The organism is Vibrio sp. 10N.222.55.C7 (genome assembly GCF_041473335.1).
Taxonomy (GTDB): Bacteria; Pseudomonadota; Gammaproteobacteria; order Enterobacterales; family Vibrionaceae; genus Vibrio; species Vibrio crassostreae_C.
Genome location: NZ_JBFRSC010000021.1, coordinates 36,426 through 51,244 on the forward strand (window position 1 = coordinate 36,426; position 14,819 = coordinate 51,244).

Below are 14,819 nucleotides of genomic sequence, written 5' to 3' on the forward strand. Positions count from 1 at the left end.
GATGTGACCCGTTTTTTACCATCAGAGCTAGATTCACGTACAAATATTAAGTATTTTATTACTCAGCTACTGCGCGTGTGAATATAACGCTCAGTTGCCATAACTCCGAGCTCTCGCATGCTAAGTCGCACAGTGGTATTTGCTGTACCGATACGCATTAAGAGCCAGTGACATGTTGTCACAAGGGCTTAATTGGAAATGATTATGCCTCCCGTGTTTGGAAAGGTGTTCCGTGGCGCAACAATTTGAAGATAGATTCCATCGCAAGTTTTATTACTTGCGCTTGTCGGTTACAGACGTCTGTAACTTTAAATGTACTTACTGCTTGCCAGATGGTTACAAACCGTCAGGGCAAAAAAACTCGTCTTTTTTAAGTGTTCCCGAGATCAAACGCGTTGTTAAAGCGTTTGCAGATTGTGGTACCTCAAAGATCCGCATTACAGGCGGAGAGCCGAGTCTGCGTAAAGACTTTCCTGAAATCATACATACCGTTGCTTCTACTCCAGGCATCGAAAAAGTAGCCACCACAACGAATGGCTACCGCATGGAGAAACAAGTAGGGCAATGGCGTGATGCTGGTTTAACCCATATAAACGTGAGCGTGGATAGTTTAGATTCGCGCATGTTCCATCAGATCACTGGTGAGAATAAGTTTACTGAGGTTATGCGAGGCATTGATAAAGCGTTTGAGGTTGGCTTTGAACAAGTCAAAGTCAACGTCGTATTAATGAAAGACCTCAATAGTCAGGAATTACCAGCCTTCCTTAATTGGATCAAAGACAAACCTATTCAATTACGTTTTATCGAGCTGATGAAAACCGGCGAGATGGACGAGTTGTTCGATAAACATCATGTGTCTGGCGTTGCGATTCGCAACCAGCTTATTGCTAATGGTTGGCTGTTAAAAGTCAAAGCCGTTAACGATGGCCCGGCGCAAGTGTTTGTCCACCCAGACTACAAGGGTGAAATCGGTTTGATCATGCCTTACGAGAAAGACTTTTGTGAGAGTTGTAACCGACTGCGCGTTTCTGCGACCGGTAAACTTCACTTATGTCTGTTTGGCGACCATGGTGTTGAACTGAGAGATCTGATTCAAGAAGATCAACAAGAGCAAGAACTCATTGATCGAATTCAGGCTCAGCTTCAAACCAAGTCCGTTAGCCACTTCTTACACGATGGCAACAGCGGCATGACTCCAAACTTGGCGTCAATCGGCGGTTAACCCGCTACACACTCTAAAGCATTTTATCGCTCAGCTTCTTCAGGCTGGGCGAATCAGTCTAATGAAAAATTTATATAGGTGAACAAATGGGTCACGCAGAAAGCAAATTCCAAGCAGCAAACATCGCAGTACTAACGGTTTCAGATACTCGTACAGAAGAAAACGACACTTCAGGCGGTTACCTAGCAGAGCATGCTAAAGAAGCGGGTCACAACGTGGTTGATAAGCAAATCGTTATTGATGACATGTACAAGATCCGTGCGATCGTATCTAAATGGATCGCTGATGAAAGCGTACAAGCTATCATGATCACGGGTGGTACTGGTTTCACTTCTCGTGACAGCACGCCTGAAGCGCTTAAGCCACTGTTCGACAAAGAAGTAGAAGGCTTTGGTGAGCTATTCCGTCAAGTATCTTACGAAGAGATCGGTACTTCGACAATTCAATCTCGTGCGATTGCGGGTTTTGCTAACCACACGGTTATCTTTGCGATGCCAGGTTCTACAGGCGCTTGCCGCACCGGTTGGACTAAGATCATCAAGCAACAGATGGATGCTAGCCACCGTCCTTGTAACTTCATGCCACACCTTTCTGTATAAGGCGGTTTGAGTATGAGCCAATTTACACACATTAACGCGTCTGGCGAAGCAAACATGGTCGATGTATCGGCTAAAGCGGAAACAGTACGTGAAGCGAGAGCGGAAGCCTTCGTTCAAATGTCGGCAGAAACGCTAGAGCTGATTGTCTCTGGTAGCCACCATAAAGGTGATGTTTTCGCAACGGCACGTATTGCGGGTATTCAAGCGGCGAAGAAGACGTGGGATCTGATTCCCCTGTGTCACCCTCTGCTATTAACTAAAGTAGAAGTGCAGCTTGAAGCTATCGAGTCTGAAAACAAGGTTCGCATCGAATCTGTTTGTAAGCTTGCGGGTAAGACGGGCGTAGAGATGGAAGCGCTAACGGCTGCTTCTGTGGCTGCGTTAACGATTTACGATATGTGTAAAGCTGTTCAGAAAGACATTGTTATCGAAAACGTGCGCCTGCTAGAGAAGACAGGTGGTAAATCTGGTCACTTTAAGGTGGAGTCATGATTACAGTACTTTTCTTTGCTCAAACTCGTGAACTTGTTGGTGTGGACAGCGTTGAAGTTGATGCACAATTTAAGACGATTGAAGCGATTCGTAGTCATCTTGTGACACAAGAAGGCAAATGGGATATCGCATTGGAAGAGGGGAAGCTTCTGGCTGCACTTAACCAATCAATCGTACCTCTGACAGCTGAAGTGAAAGACGGCGACGAAGTGGCTTTCTTCCCACCAGTGACTGGAGGCTAAGCATGGATCCAAGAGTATTAGTGACAGCTGAGGACTTCTCGGTAGGCGACGAATACGACTACTTGGCTCAAGGTACAGCTGCCGGAGCGATTGTGACGTTCGTTGGTAAAGTTCGCGACATGAACCTTGGCGACAATGTGATTGGTTTGTCTCTGGAGCACTATCCGGGTATGACAGAAAAATCACTGAGCGAGATCTGTGACCAAGCTGAGGCTCGCTGGCCTATTCAGAAGATGCGTGTTATCCACCGTGTAGGTGACTTAGATATCGGCGACCAGATTGTTTACGTTGGTGTATCCAGTGCACACCGTGGTGCTGCATTTGAAGCCTGTGAATTCGTTATGGACTTCCTGAAAACCAAGGCTCCCTTTTGGAAAAAGGAACGCACGACCGAAACGACGCGTTGGGTTGATTCTCGTGATTCAGACACGAAAGCAGCGGAACGCTGGGAGAAGTAATTTCTCTTAAAGTGATGTTGCTTCAGCATTTACTCATTTGTATATGAGACAGTTAAAAACCGACCACTTAGGTCGGTTTTTTTGTACCTGCTATAAATCTATTTATAGATAATCATTGATTTGATAAATGATAATTCATTGTGGTTGCATATAAATTCAGCGCGTAATTTTGTCTTAATTGGTGCATTGGATAACCCGGTTTGGTGCAGAGCATTATGCTGTCTTGTATAAAGTGATTATCCTCACAAATAGTGTAGACGGTTTAGGTGATATGTGATGTGCAATTAGATTTCATGTGGCATTAATGTTAATTTGCGCTCAGTGTTCTAGCATAAGATGCTGAAAAAAAGTATCAACACAGATACATCAACACTAAAGGCTGTTTTTTAATTAATCCCTCTACGCAAGTCACTACTGATTTGGGGTTTTTTAGATATTTACACTGATACCTTAAGTATTTCGGAGAATTATCCGATTTTTTGCGACTTGTTTGTGGCAAATTACTTCAATGGTTGATAGTGTGTGCCTCAATCTTTGTAAGGTTTTAGATTTTTATGCTTAAAATTTGAGCTAAATAAATCTAAATCACTGCCGTTCAGTGAACCAAGCAAAGAAGTCATGGATGCAATACGGAAAACTTGGAGTTTATTAAATGTACAAGAATAAAATCACTCAGGCCCTTCTTCTAGGTGCTGGTTTGGCAGTGGCTGCCACTTCTACTCTTTCTATCGCTGCTGAAGTTCCAGCAGGCACTGAACTAGCAAAAGTTCAGGAACTGGTTCGCGGTAATGGTACTGAAGTAGCAACACTCGACCCTCACAAATCTCAAGGTGTACCAGAATCTCACGTAATTCGTGACCTTCTAGAAGGTTTAGTGAACCAAGATGGCGACGGCAATACTATCCCAGGAGTAGCTGAAAGCTGGGAAACGACAGACAACAAAACATTCACTTTCCACCTACGTAAAGACGCAAAATGGTCTAACGGCGATCCTGTAACGGCAAATGACTTCGTTTACAGCTTCCAACGTGCGGTTGATCCTTTAACTGCTTCTCCATACGCTTGGTACATGGAATATACCAAGATGGCGAATGCGAAAGACATCGTTGCGGGTAAGAAAGACAAGAGTGAACTAGGCGTTAAAGCTTTAGATGACTACACGTTAGAAGTGACTTTAGATACAGCTGTCCCATATTTCGTAATGATGATGGGTCACACAACAGTGAAGCCAGTACATAAAGCAACTGTTGAAAAATTCGGTGACCAGTGGACTAAGCCTGAAAACTTTGTTGGTAATGGTGCATTTGTTCCAAATCAATGGGTAGTTAACGAGCGTCTTGAACTAGTACGCAACGAAAATTATTGGGATAACGAACATACAGTTCTTAACAAAGTAACATTCTTACCAATCGAAAACCAAGTAGCGGAAATGAACCGCTTCCTCTCTGGCGAACTAGATTTCACATATGAAGTTCCTAACGAGCACTTCCGTCGCTTACAGAAAGAATACCCAGAAGATGTAAACATTAAGGGTAACCTGTGTACTTATTACTACCAATTTAATGCACAGAAAGCACCTTTCGACGACGTACGTGTTCGTAAAGCAATGTCTTATGCGATGGATCGTGACATCGTGACGAAAGCGATTCTTGGTCAAGGTCAAAAACCAGCTTACTTCTTGACTCCTGAAATTACTGCTGGTTTTGACCCGGTAACTCCAGAGTATGGTCAACTTTCTCAAAAAGAGCGTATTGCTGAAGCGAAGCGTCTTCTTGAAGAAGCGGGCTACACGAAGAGCAACCCACTTGAATTTAACCTGCTTTACAACACGTCTGAAAACCACAAGAAGCTTGCTGTAGCAATCGCATCAATGTGGAAGAAAGAGCTTGGTATTAACGCGAAACTCGAAAACCAAGAGTGGAAATCATATCTAGACAGTAAAGATACTGGTAACTTTGACGTTGCTCGTGCAGGTTGGTGTGGTGACTACAATGAAGCATCTTCATTCCTAACATTGATGGTTAGCCAAAATACAACTGCTGGTCAGCACTATAAGAGCGCAGACTATGACAAGATTATCGATAAAGCACTAAGCTCTACTTCAGAAGAAGAGCGTACTAAGCTATACATCGAAGCAGAAAAATTGCTAGCTAAAGACATGCCAATTGCTCCAGTCTACCAGTACGTTACAACACGTCTTGTATCACCTCAGCTAGGTGGTTACCCAGAAGGTAACGCCGAAGATAAGATCTATTCAAAAGATCTTTATATCAAAGCAAAATAACCTCCTATAAAAATAAAATATAACTAACTTAGACCTGTGTGCGAGAAATCGCACGCAGTGTCTATTTAATTTTTAATTGTCACAGACTGAAAAGAGTGAGTTTATGCTTAAATTCATTATGAAAAGGATATTCGAAGCGATTCCAACCATGTTGGTGTTGATCACTATATCTTTCTTTCTCATGCGTTTTGCACCGGGTAACCCGTTTTCGAGCGAACGCCCATTACCGCCAGAAGTTATGGCTAACATCGAAGCTAAATACGGCTTAGATAAACCTGTATTTGAACAGTACACCACGTACTTGACTAACATCGTTCAAGGTGACTTTGGTCCATCATTCAAATATCAAGATTACACCGTAAATGAGCTGATCGCAGTCGCACTTCCAGTATCTGCGAAGGTAGGTTTTATTGCCTTTATCTTTACCCTGATTATGGGAGTATCGGTCGGAACGATTGCCGCCTTGAAGCACAACACCTGGATTGACTACACCATAATGTCGACCGCTATGCTCGGGGTAGTAATGCCATCCTTCGTGTTGGCTCCAGCGCTTATTTACCTGTTCTCTCTGCACTGGAACATATTCCCAGCAGGTGGTTGGCACGGCGGTACTTATATGTACATCGTCCTGCCAGTTATCGCGATGTCTCTTCTTTACGTAGCCACATTTGCTCGTATTACTCGCGGTAGCATGATTGAAACGCTAAACAGTAACTTTATCCGAACTGCTCGTGCAAAAGGCCTAAGTTACCGTTACATCGTTCTAAAACATGCACTGAAGCCAGCACTGCTGCCTGTCGTTTCTTATATGGGACCTGCGTTTGTAGGTATCATTACAGGTTCTGTTGTTGTTGAAACCATCTTCGGCCTACCAGGTATCGGCAAGCTGTTTGTTAACGCCGCGTTTAACCGTGACTACTCGCTAGTAATGGGTGTAACCATCTTGATTGGTTTCCTATTCATCTTGTTCAACGCAATCGTTGATATTTTGCTAGCGCTAATTGACCCGAAAATTCGCTACTAACAGGGACGCATGGTTATGTTGAAGAAAAAAGAAAATTTAGAAGCGATCGAAAAGTTCTCTGAGAGCTTAGAGATTGAAGGTCGCAGTTTGTGGCAGGATGCCCGCATTCGTTTTATGCGAAACAAAGCGGCAATGGTAAGCCTGTTTATTCTTACGCTTATGGTACTGGCGGTTATCTTCTTACCGATGCTTGCTCAGTACACTTATGATGATACTGACTGGTACGCAATGCATGCAGCGCCAAGCGCGGACCACTGGTTTGGTACTGATAGCTTAGGCCGTGATTTGTACGTTCGTACTCTTATCGGTGGTCGTATCTCATTGATGGTTGGTGTGATGGGCGCATTCGTAGCGGTACTGATTGGTACGCTTTACGGTGCAGCTTCAGGTTTCATCGGCGGTCGTACTGACCGAGTGATGATGCGTATCCTAGAGATCTTGTACGCGGTACCATTTATGTTCCTAGTAATCGTCCTGGTAACGTTCTTTGGTCGTAACATCATCCTAATCTTCGTTGCTATTGGTGCGATTGCTTGGCTAGATATGGCGCGTATTGTACGTGGTCAAACGCTGAGCTTGCGTAGTAAAGAGTTCATTGAAGCCGCACACGTATGTGGTGTAAGCAAATGGAAGATCATTACACGTCACATCGTACCGAACGTACTGGGTATCGTAGCGGTTTATTCTACGCTGCTTATTCCAAGCATGATCCTTACAGAATCATTCTTATCTTTCCTTGGTCTTGGTGTTCAAGAGCCTATGACAAGCTGGGGCGCATTGCTTCAAGAAGGCTCGCAAACAATGGAAGTTGCAATCTGGCAATTAACATTCCCTGCGGCATTCATGGTAGTTACGCTGTTCTGCTTTAACTACGTAGGTGATGGTCTGCGCGACGCGCTTGATCCAAAAGACAGATAACGAAATAGCAATTAAAGGCTATAAAAGATTAAGGAAGCAATAATGAGCTTATTAGATGTCAAAGATCTGCGCGTCGAATTTACCACGCAAGATGGTATCGTAACCGCAGTAAACGACTTGAACTTCTCACTTAACCAAGGCGAAACGCTGGGTATTGTTGGTGAGTCGGGTTCAGGTAAATCACAAACGGTATTTGCACTGATGGGGCTGCTGGCTAAAAACGGCATCATCTCAGGCAGTGCAAAGTTTGAAGGCAATGAAATCCTCAACCTGCCTGAAAAAGCGCTGAACAAGGTTCGTGCTGAACAGATCGCAATGATCTTCCAAGATCCAATGACGTCACTGAACCCTTACATGAAAGTAAGTGATCAGTTGATGGAAGTACTTATGCTGCACAAAGGCATGGGTAAAGCAGAGGCGTTTGAAGAATCAGTACGCATGCTTGAAGCGGTTAAAATCCCTGAAGCACGTAAGCGTATCACCATGTACCCACACGAATTTTCTGGCGGTATGCGTCAGCGTGTGATGATCGCAATGGCACTGCTGTGTCGTCCTAAATTACTTATCGCTGATGAACCAACAACGGCACTGGATGTAACCATTCAAGCGCAAATCATGGAATTGCTGAACGAACTTAAAGATGAGTTCAATACGGCAATCATCATGATCACCCATGACTTGGGTGTTGTTGCTGGCTCATGTGACAAAGTACTTGTGATGTACGCGGGTCGTACAATGGAGTACGGCACGGTTGATGAAATCTTCTACGAGCCAAGCCACCCATATGCGGAAGGCCTGCTTAAAGCGATTCCTCGTTTGGATACCGAAGGTGAAATTCTACCGACGATTCCAGGTAACCCACCTAACTTACTTCGCCTACCAACAGGTTGTCCTTACCAAGACCGTTGTCACCGTGTAATGGACCGTTGTAAGCAAGAAGCACCGATTTTGCAGCCATTTGCTAAAGACCGTCAGCGTGCTTGTTTTTCAGATTGGGAGACTTGGACAAAATGAGTAAAGAATTACTATTAGATATTAAAGACCTGAAAGTTCACTTTAGCATTGCAGCTAAGTCTGCTTGGCCTTGGGCAAAACCATCAAACCTTAAAGCGGTTGATGGTGTTGATGTTCACCTTTACGAAGGAGAGACTCTGGGTGTAGTAGGTGAGTCTGGTTGTGGTAAGTCGACTTTTGCCCGTGCGATTATCGGCTTGGTTGAAGCGACTGAAGGTCAAGTGATGTGGTTAGGTCAAGACCTAATTAAGATGCAGGAAGTGAAGCGTCGTGAGACTCGTAAAGAGATTCAGATGATCTTCCAAGACCCGCTAGCATCGCTTAACCCACGTATGTCAGTAGGAGATATTATTGCTGAGCCTCTAGAGACTTTCTTCCCTGAACTTTCTAAACAAGAAGTGAAGGACAGAGTTAAAGAGATGATGGCAAAGGTTGGTCTACTACCCAACGTAATCAACCGTTACCCTCATGAATTCTCTGGTGGTCAGTGTCAGCGTATTGGTATTGCACGTGCGCTTATCTTGAAACCTAAGATGATCATCTGTGATGAACCTGTTTCTGCACTGGATGTATCTATCCAAGCTCAAGTAGTTAACCTTCTGAAGGAGCTACAAAAAGAGCTAGGTTTGTCTTTGGTATTCATCGCGCACGATTTGTCGGTTGTTAAACACATCTCTGATCGCGTATTGGTGATGTACCTAGGGAATGCGGTAGAACTTGGCGAATCAGATGCATTGTTCTCTGATCCTAAGCACCCATACACCAAAGCGTTGATGTCTGCAGTTCCAATTCCTGACCCTCGTCTAGAGCGCAACAAAACGATTCAGATGTTGGAAGGCGATTTACCTTCACCAATCAATCCACCATCAGGTTGTGTGTTCCGTACGCGTTGCCCACAAGCAACAGAGGCGTGTGCGCAAACTAAGCCAACCATTCAAGGCGATGATGTACACGCAGTATCTTGCTTGCACGTACAAGTCTAGAGCCTATTTAAACCGGTTCAGCCTGTGACAGGCTTAAGCGCAACTTGTTTATGAGTTGCGCTTTTTTTGTGTCTGAACAAGCCTCCTTCAAATAATTCGAACAACTAGGCCAACTTCTTCTAGTTTTGAAAAAGTTGGCTTTTTTTATACTAGAGAAAAGCTTGGATGACAGAGGTTTGGATATGGGTAAGTTAGTTGAAGGTGTTTGGCACGATGTGTGGTACGACACCAAAGAAAGCGGTGGTAAATTTGTTCGTGAAGATGCGGGCTTTCGTCACTGGGTAGAGAATAAACCGGGCGCGCAGTTTCAGCCGGAAAGCGGCCGCTATCACTTATACGTATCGTTAGCTTGTCCTTGGGCGCACCGAACCCTTATCTTCCGTGAACTGAAAGACCTGACCGATCACATTGACGTGACAGTAGTTTGCCCAGACATGATGAGTGAAGGTTGGCAAATGGGGTTACCTGAGCCTCTATTCGGTCATACCCGAATGCATCAAATTTACACTCAAGCCAAACCGGATTACTCGGGCAGAGTAACGGTGCCTGTGTTGTGGGATAAGAAAACCAACACAATTGTGAGCAACGAGTCGTCTGAAATCATCCGCATGTTCAATTCAGAATTTAATGAGTTAACAGGCAACACCGATGATTACTACCCGTGGGAGTTGTCCAAGAAGATTGATGAGTGGAATGATTATATCTACCCAAACATCAACAACGGTGTATACCGAACCGGCTTTGCGACAACACAAGAAGCCTACGAAGAGGCGTATGAAGCGTTATTTGAAGCGTTAGATAAAGTGGATGCGCATCTTAGTGAGAAACGTTATTTAGCGGGAGAGCAGATTACTGAAGCGGATTGGCGGTTGTTCACGACCTTGGTTCGATTCGATGCTGTGTATGTGGGTCACTTCAAGTGTAACAAGCAACGAATTGCGGATTACAAACATATCCAAGGTTATCTAAAAGAGCTCTATCAAATAGAGGGTATTAAAGAGACGACGGATTTCTACCACATCAAGCGCCACTACTATTACAGCCATACGGGCATCAACCCGACTCAAGTGGTGCCTAAAGGGCCTGATCTGGATTTAGATTCGCCTCACGGACGTGGTTAGAATCATTAATTAATCCGCTTTTCTTCAGGCGTAAAAAAACCCTAGATAAACATCTAGGGTTTTTGCTTTCTGAAAAAGAAAATTAGTTAACTACTTTTTCTTCAGCTTGCGCAGCTTGGTCTGCTTGGATAGCCGTTAGAGCTACTGTGTAAACGATATCGTCTACTAGAGCGCCACGAGACAAGTCATTTACTGGCTTGCGCATACCTTGAAGCATTGGACCGATAGATACTAGATCTGCTGAACGCTGTACAGCTTTGTAAGTCGTGTTACCCGTGTTTAAGTCTGGGAATACGAATACTGTCGCTTTACCTGCAACTGGAGAGTTAGGCGCTTTAGAAGCGGCTACGTTTTCCATGATTGCTGCATCGTACTGTAGAGGACCGTCGATCACTAGATCAGGACGCTTCTCTTGAGCAAGTTTCGTTGCTTCACGTACTTTATCTACGTCTGCACCCTTACCAGATTCACCAGTAGAGTAAGAGATCATAGCAACGCGTGGGTCGATACCGAATGCCGCAGCAGAATCTGCAGATTGGATAGCGATTTCAGCAAGCTGTTCAGCTGTTGGATCTGGGTTGATCGCACAGTCACCGTATACAAGAACTTGATCAGGCAGAAGCATGAAGAAGATCGAAGATACGATAGAAGCATCAGGAGCAGTCTTGATGATCTGGAACGGAGGAACGATAGTGTTCGCCGTTGTGTGAACAGCACCAGAAACTAGGCCGTCAACTTCGCCAGCTTCAAGCATCATAGTACCTAGGAATACTGAATCTTCTAGCTTCTCACGAGCAACAACTTCAGTCATACCTTTAGCGCCACGAAGTTCTACTAGACGAGCTACGTAGTTTTCGCGAACTGATGCAGAATCGATGATCTCAACGCCAGCGCCAAGCTCAACACCTTGCTGCGCTGCAACGCGACGGATTTCTTCAGGGTTACCTAGAAGTACACACGTTGCGATACCGCGCTCAGCACAGATAGCCGCAGCTTTAACTGTACGTGGCTCATCACCTTCAGGAAGAACGATGCGCTTAGCCGCTTTACGAGCAAATTCAGTTAGCTGGTAACGGAATGCTGGTGGGCTTAGACGACGGATGCCTTGAGTACCTTCAGATAGAGAATCAATCCAAGGGCCATCAATGTGGCTTGCAACGTGATCGTTAACGAACTCGATACGCTCTTTATCGTCTGCAGGAACTTCTAGGTTGAAGCTCTGTAGGTTTAGAGATGTCTGCCAAGTGTTACCTTGAGCCTTGAAGATCGGTAGACCTGAAGCGAATGCTGGTGCACAAAGGTTAGCAATGCTTTCTGGAATGTCGTAACCGCCAGTAAGCAGGATTGCGCCAATCTCAACACCGTTTTTCGCAGCAAGAGCCGCAGCAACGATAACGTCAGGACGGTCTGCAGAAGTTACTAGCAGTGAGCCTGGTTTGAAGTGCTCAATCATGTGCGGTAGAGAACGTGCACAGAAAGTGATGCTCTTAATACGACGAGTTGAGATTTCACCTTCGTTAACGATTTCAGCGTTAAGGTGCTTAGCCATATCAACCGCACGAGTTGCGATTAGATCGATGCTCCATGGCACGCAGCCAAGAACACGGATAGGGCTAGAGTTGAAGATTTGCATTACTTCAAGGTTCGCTTGCTGAGCACTGTCTGCATCATCAAAGATTTCAGATAGGTCAGGGCGAGTACGGCCAGCCTCATCAACAGGAGCGTTAAGCTTGTTGATGATTACGCCTTTGATGTTTTTGTTCTTAGTACCGCCGAAGTTAGAACATGCTACTTCTATACGCTCTTTAAGCTGCGTAGGGTTGTCAGTACCAGGAGTCGCAACGAATACGATCTCCGCGCCAAGTGTTTTTGCGATTTCCGCGTTCACTTGGTTAGCAAATGGGTGCTTACGAGTAGGTACTAGACCTTCGATTAGCGTAACTTCTGCGTCTTTGTTGATCTTGTTGTATTGCTCAACAACAGACTCAAGAAGCTCGTCCATTTTTTCGCTACCGATCAAAGCTTCAGCTTTAGTCATTGCGATTGGCTCACCAATCTTAATGTCGCTGTTTGCGCTGATGATAGTAGACGTTAGATCTGGTTGGTTACCACCGCTGCGAGGCTGAGCGATTGGCTTGTAGAAAGAAACACTTACGCCCTTACGCTCCATAGCGCGAAGAACACCCATGCTAACACTAGTAAGACCAACACCAGCGCTTGTAGGGATAAGCATAATAGTACGTGACATTGACGAACACCTTTGACTATTGGAAATAAAAAAAGCTCAACTGCTATTCCCACCGATATTTAAATTGGGGTAGGAATAGAAGTTGAGCCCCATTTTCTTGATATGAAAAACTGACTAGCTTCGAATGAAGCTAGTCAGGAAAATCAATTAAAGACCTGCTAGTTTCGCAGTGTCTTCAGCAATTACTAGCTCTTCGTTAGTAGAGATAACCATTGCAGGGATACGGCTGTTAGCTGTAGTGATAGTACCTTCGCCGCCGAAACGAGCTTTAAGGTTAGCTTCACCGTCAACTTCGATACCGAAGATGCCTAGGCGGTTAAGAACCATTTCACGGATTGGGCCTGAGTTCTCGCCGATGCCGCCAGTGAAAGTGATTGCGTCTAGACGACCTTCTAGAGTTGCAGTGTAACCAGCTACGTACTTAGCTAGACGGTGACAGAACACGTCCATTGCACGAGTTGCTTCTTCTTTCTCACCGTAGTTGTCTTCAACGAAACGACAGTCAGAAGTCACTTCAGTTAGACCAGCAAGACCAGACTCTTTAGTTAGCATGTTGTTGATTTCTTCAACAGAGTAACCAAGTGCGTCGTGTAGGTGGAAGATGATTGCAGGGTCTAGGTCACCACAACGAGTACCCATTACAAGACCTTCAAGAGGAGTAAGACCCATAGAAGTGTCTACAGATTTACCGTTCTTGATTGCACATACAGAAGCGCCGTTACCTAGGTGACAGTTGATGATGTTAACTTCTTCAACTGGCTTGTTTAGTAGGCCTGCAACTTCACGAGTGATGAATAGGTGAGAAGTACCGTGCATGCCGTAACGACGGATGCCGTGCTCTTTGTACAGGTTGTACGGTAGAGCGTATAGGTAAGACTCAGAAGGCATTGTTTGGTGGAACGCAGTGTCAAAAACAGCAACGTTTTGTAGACCAGGGAAGTTCTGTTGAGCCGCTTCGATACCGATAAGGTGAGCAGGGTTGTGAAGAGGTGCGAAAGTCGCAGCGTCTTGAATACCCTTAAGAACTTCATCAGTGATAAGTGCAGAAGAAGTGAACTGCTCGCCACCGTGTACGATACGGTGACCGATAGCGCCAAGGTTAGCTTTAAGCTCAGGCTTAGAAGCAAGAATAGTTTCTACCATGAAAGATAGTGCTTCTACGTGAGCTGCGCCCGCGCCTAGTTGTGCTTCATGCTTGCCATCAAGTTTCCACTTCATACGAGCTTCTGGAAGACCTAGACACTCAGCAAGACCAGTTAGGTGCTCTGCACCTGTTTCTGCATCAACAACAGCGAATTTAAGAGAAGAACTACCACAGTTTAAAACTAAAACTAGCTTAGACATTAATGACTACCTGTTTATTTTTCTGATCGAAATCAGTTAAGGATGAAAATTAATCTCAAGAATAGTCGAAGCACATAGGCTTGCGTACTAACCTTGGTCAAAAAAACGTTAATTTCCGTATAAAGTGAAAGCGCTCTTTATCAAAAAGAGGCTTGTGCATTCCTTGCAGAAGTCTTCTCAAAGTTGCTTAAATTGTAAATAAGGGCAACAATGAGATTGAGGTCTGCAAATAATAGCGATATTGTGCAAATATAACAAAAAAATTTGAAAGAATATTATTTTTCGTCAAATTTTTGTGTTTTTAGTTGATGATTTCAACTTTTTTTTAATGGGAGACTCATATGAGCAATAGAGTTGGTTTAGCTAGCAGTTTAAAAGATGGCCAAAAGTACATGGATCTCTGGCCTGTTCGAAAAGAGTTAAACGCTATTTTCCCTGAGCAACGCATTATTAAAGCGACCCGTTTTGGCGTGAAAGTGATGCCTGCGATTGCCGCTATCAGTGTTCTTACACAAATGGTCTTTAATAATTACCAAGCGATGCCACAGGCTGTGGTTATGGCTTTGTTTGCGATCAGCTTGCCGCTACAAGGTATGTGGTGGTTGGGCAATCGCTCAAATACACAACTTCCGCCGGCGCTAGTATCGTGGTACCGCGAACTGCATGAAAAGATCACTGAAACGGGTTTTGCGTTAGAGCCTATGAAGCCGCGCCCTCGCTATAAAGAATTGGCAATCATTTTAAATCGTGCCTTTCGTCAGTTAGATAAATCCTCAATGGAGCGTTGGTTCTAAAGAATCCCAGCTCTCCCTCTTGTCTGAGAACAACTATTCATCTTCTATAGCTTGTTCTCAGATTTGCTCCTCTTTT

The 14,819-nt window shown here is 44.6% G+C and carries 14 protein-coding genes and 1 riboswitch; of the genes, 12 read left to right on the forward strand and 2 right to left on the reverse strand.

What is annotated here, in order from left to right; translation table 11 throughout:
* The first annotated feature begins 91 nt into the window (after positions 1–91).
* A riboswitch (molybdenum cofactor riboswitch) is annotated at positions 92–244 on the forward strand.
* The 11 genes from moaA (at position 233) to AB4482_RS07595 (ending at position 10,357) form a co-directional block, all read left to right on the forward strand.
* Entirely contained in the window at positions 233–1,222 is a 990-nt protein-coding gene (gene moaA, locus AB4482_RS07545; protein ID WP_009848642.1) for a GTP 3',8-cyclase MoaA, read from the forward strand. Its footprint overlaps the riboswitch before it by 12 nt.
* An 86-nt stretch (positions 1,223–1,308) precedes the next feature.
* The gene (moaB, locus tag AB4482_RS07550; RefSeq protein ID WP_004734027.1) at positions 1,309–1,821 is read left to right on the forward strand and encodes a molybdenum cofactor biosynthesis protein B; all 513 of its coding nucleotides are present in this window, start codon (positions 1,309–1,311) and stop codon (positions 1,819–1,821) included.
* 12 nt (positions 1,822–1,833) lie between these two features.
* Positions 1,834–2,313: a cyclic pyranopterin monophosphate synthase MoaC gene (moaC, locus tag AB4482_RS07555; protein ID WP_004734026.1), complete on the forward strand. Its 480-nt coding sequence runs from the start codon at positions 1,834–1,836 to the stop codon at positions 2,311–2,313.
* A complete protein-coding gene (gene moaD / locus AB4482_RS07560) occupies positions 2,310–2,555 on the forward strand; it encodes a molybdopterin synthase sulfur carrier subunit (RefSeq protein ID WP_017063465.1) in 246 nt (81 codons plus the stop codon). The genes moaC and moaD overlap by 4 nt, the downstream gene beginning before the upstream one ends.
* 2 nt (positions 2,556–2,557) lie before the next feature.
* The gene (gene moaE / locus AB4482_RS07565; RefSeq protein WP_017062176.1) at positions 2,558–3,013 is read left to right on the forward strand and encodes a molybdopterin synthase catalytic subunit MoaE; all 456 of its coding nucleotides are present in this window, start codon (positions 2,558–2,560) and stop codon (positions 3,011–3,013) included.
* A 652-nt stretch (positions 3,014–3,665) separates the two neighbouring features.
* Positions 3,666–5,297: an ABC transporter substrate-binding protein gene (locus tag AB4482_RS07570; protein WP_016767672.1), complete on the forward strand. Its 1,632-nt coding sequence runs from the start codon at positions 3,666–3,668 to the stop codon at positions 5,295–5,297.
* A 103-nt stretch (positions 5,298–5,400) separates the two neighbouring features.
* Positions 5,401–6,321: an oligopeptide ABC transporter permease OppB gene (oppB, locus tag AB4482_RS07575; protein WP_017067676.1), complete on the forward strand. Its 921-nt coding sequence runs from the start codon at positions 5,401–5,403 to the stop codon at positions 6,319–6,321.
* A 15-nt stretch (positions 6,322–6,336) separates the two neighbouring features.
* Positions 6,337–7,239 (forward strand): oligopeptide ABC transporter permease OppC, encoded by a 903-nt coding sequence (oppC, locus tag AB4482_RS07580; protein WP_019823598.1) that lies wholly within the window; start codon positions 6,337–6,339, stop codon positions 7,237–7,239.
* Positions 7,240–7,281: 42 nt separating this feature from the next.
* Complete coding sequence (locus tag AB4482_RS07585; protein ID WP_012603544.1) at positions 7,282–8,253, forward strand: ABC transporter ATP-binding protein; 972 nt, start codon at positions 7,282–7,284, stop codon at positions 8,251–8,253.
* Positions 8,250–9,236, forward strand: a complete 987-nt coding sequence (oppF, locus tag AB4482_RS07590) for a murein tripeptide/oligopeptide ABC transporter ATP binding protein OppF (protein WP_372132049.1) — start codon at positions 8,250–8,252, stop codon at positions 9,234–9,236. Before AB4482_RS07585 ends, oppF begins: the two co-directional genes overlap by 4 nt.
* A 182-nt stretch (positions 9,237–9,418) precedes the next feature.
* On the forward strand, positions 9,419–10,357 hold the full coding sequence (locus AB4482_RS07595; RefSeq protein WP_372132051.1) for a glutathione S-transferase family protein: 939 nt from the start codon (positions 9,419–9,421) through the stop codon (positions 10,355–10,357).
* Between the two features lie 82 nt (positions 10,358–10,439).
* Here the strand turns inward: AB4482_RS07595 and pta are convergent, their stop codons facing one another.
* Positions 10,440–12,605 carry a phosphate acetyltransferase gene (pta, locus tag AB4482_RS07600; RefSeq protein WP_017062170.1) on the reverse strand — a complete coding sequence of 722 codons (2,166 nt, stop codon included), beginning with the start codon at positions 12,603–12,605 and terminating at the stop codon, positions 10,440–10,442.
* A gap of 147 nt (positions 12,606–12,752) precedes the next feature.
* Positions 12,753–13,949 (reverse strand): acetate kinase, encoded by a 1,197-nt coding sequence (locus AB4482_RS07605; RefSeq protein WP_017062169.1) that lies wholly within the window; start codon positions 13,947–13,949, stop codon positions 12,753–12,755.
* Between the two features lie 341 nt (positions 13,950–14,290).
* Between AB4482_RS07605 and yfbV the strand changes: the two genes are divergently transcribed.
* Positions 14,291–14,743, forward strand: a complete 453-nt coding sequence (yfbV, locus tag AB4482_RS07610; protein WP_017062168.1) for a terminus macrodomain insulation protein YfbV — start codon at positions 14,291–14,293, stop codon at positions 14,741–14,743.
* Positions 14,744–14,819 lie beyond the last annotated feature (76 nt).

Coding starts and splice junctions, on each gene's coding strand:
- AB4482_RS07595 (WP_372132051.1), top strand. CDS start 9,419: ATGGGTAAGTTAGTTGAAGGTGTTTGGCACGATGTGTGGTACGACACC.
- oppF (WP_372132049.1), top strand. CDS start 8,250: ATGAGTAAAGAATTACTATTAGATATTAAAGACCTGAAAGTTCACTTT.
- yfbV (WP_017062168.1), top strand. CDS start 14,291: ATGAGCAATAGAGTTGGTTTAGCTAGCAGTTTAAAAGATGGCCAAAAG.
- oppC (WP_019823598.1), top strand. CDS start 6,337: ATGTTGAAGAAAAAAGAAAATTTAGAAGCGATCGAAAAGTTCTCTGAG.
- moaD (WP_017063465.1), top strand. CDS start 2,310: ATGATTACAGTACTTTTCTTTGCTCAAACTCGTGAACTTGTTGGTGTG.
- AB4482_RS07585 (WP_012603544.1), top strand. CDS start 7,282: ATGAGCTTATTAGATGTCAAAGATCTGCGCGTCGAATTTACCACGCAA.
- AB4482_RS07605 (WP_017062169.1), bottom strand. CDS start 13,949: ATGTCTAAGCTAGTTTTAGTTTTAAACTGTGGTAGTTCTTCTCTTAAA.
- moaC (WP_004734026.1), top strand. CDS start 1,834: ATGAGCCAATTTACACACATTAACGCGTCTGGCGAAGCAAACATGGTC.
- oppB (WP_017067676.1), top strand. CDS start 5,401: ATGCTTAAATTCATTATGAAAAGGATATTCGAAGCGATTCCAACCATG.
- pta (WP_017062170.1), bottom strand. CDS start 12,605: ATGTCACGTACTATTATGCTTATCCCTACAAGCGCTGGTGTTGGTCTT.
- moaB (WP_004734027.1), top strand. CDS start 1,309: ATGGGTCACGCAGAAAGCAAATTCCAAGCAGCAAACATCGCAGTACTA.
- AB4482_RS07570 (WP_016767672.1), top strand. CDS start 3,666: ATGTACAAGAATAAAATCACTCAGGCCCTTCTTCTAGGTGCTGGTTTG.
- moaE (WP_017062176.1), top strand. CDS start 2,558: ATGGATCCAAGAGTATTAGTGACAGCTGAGGACTTCTCGGTAGGCGAC.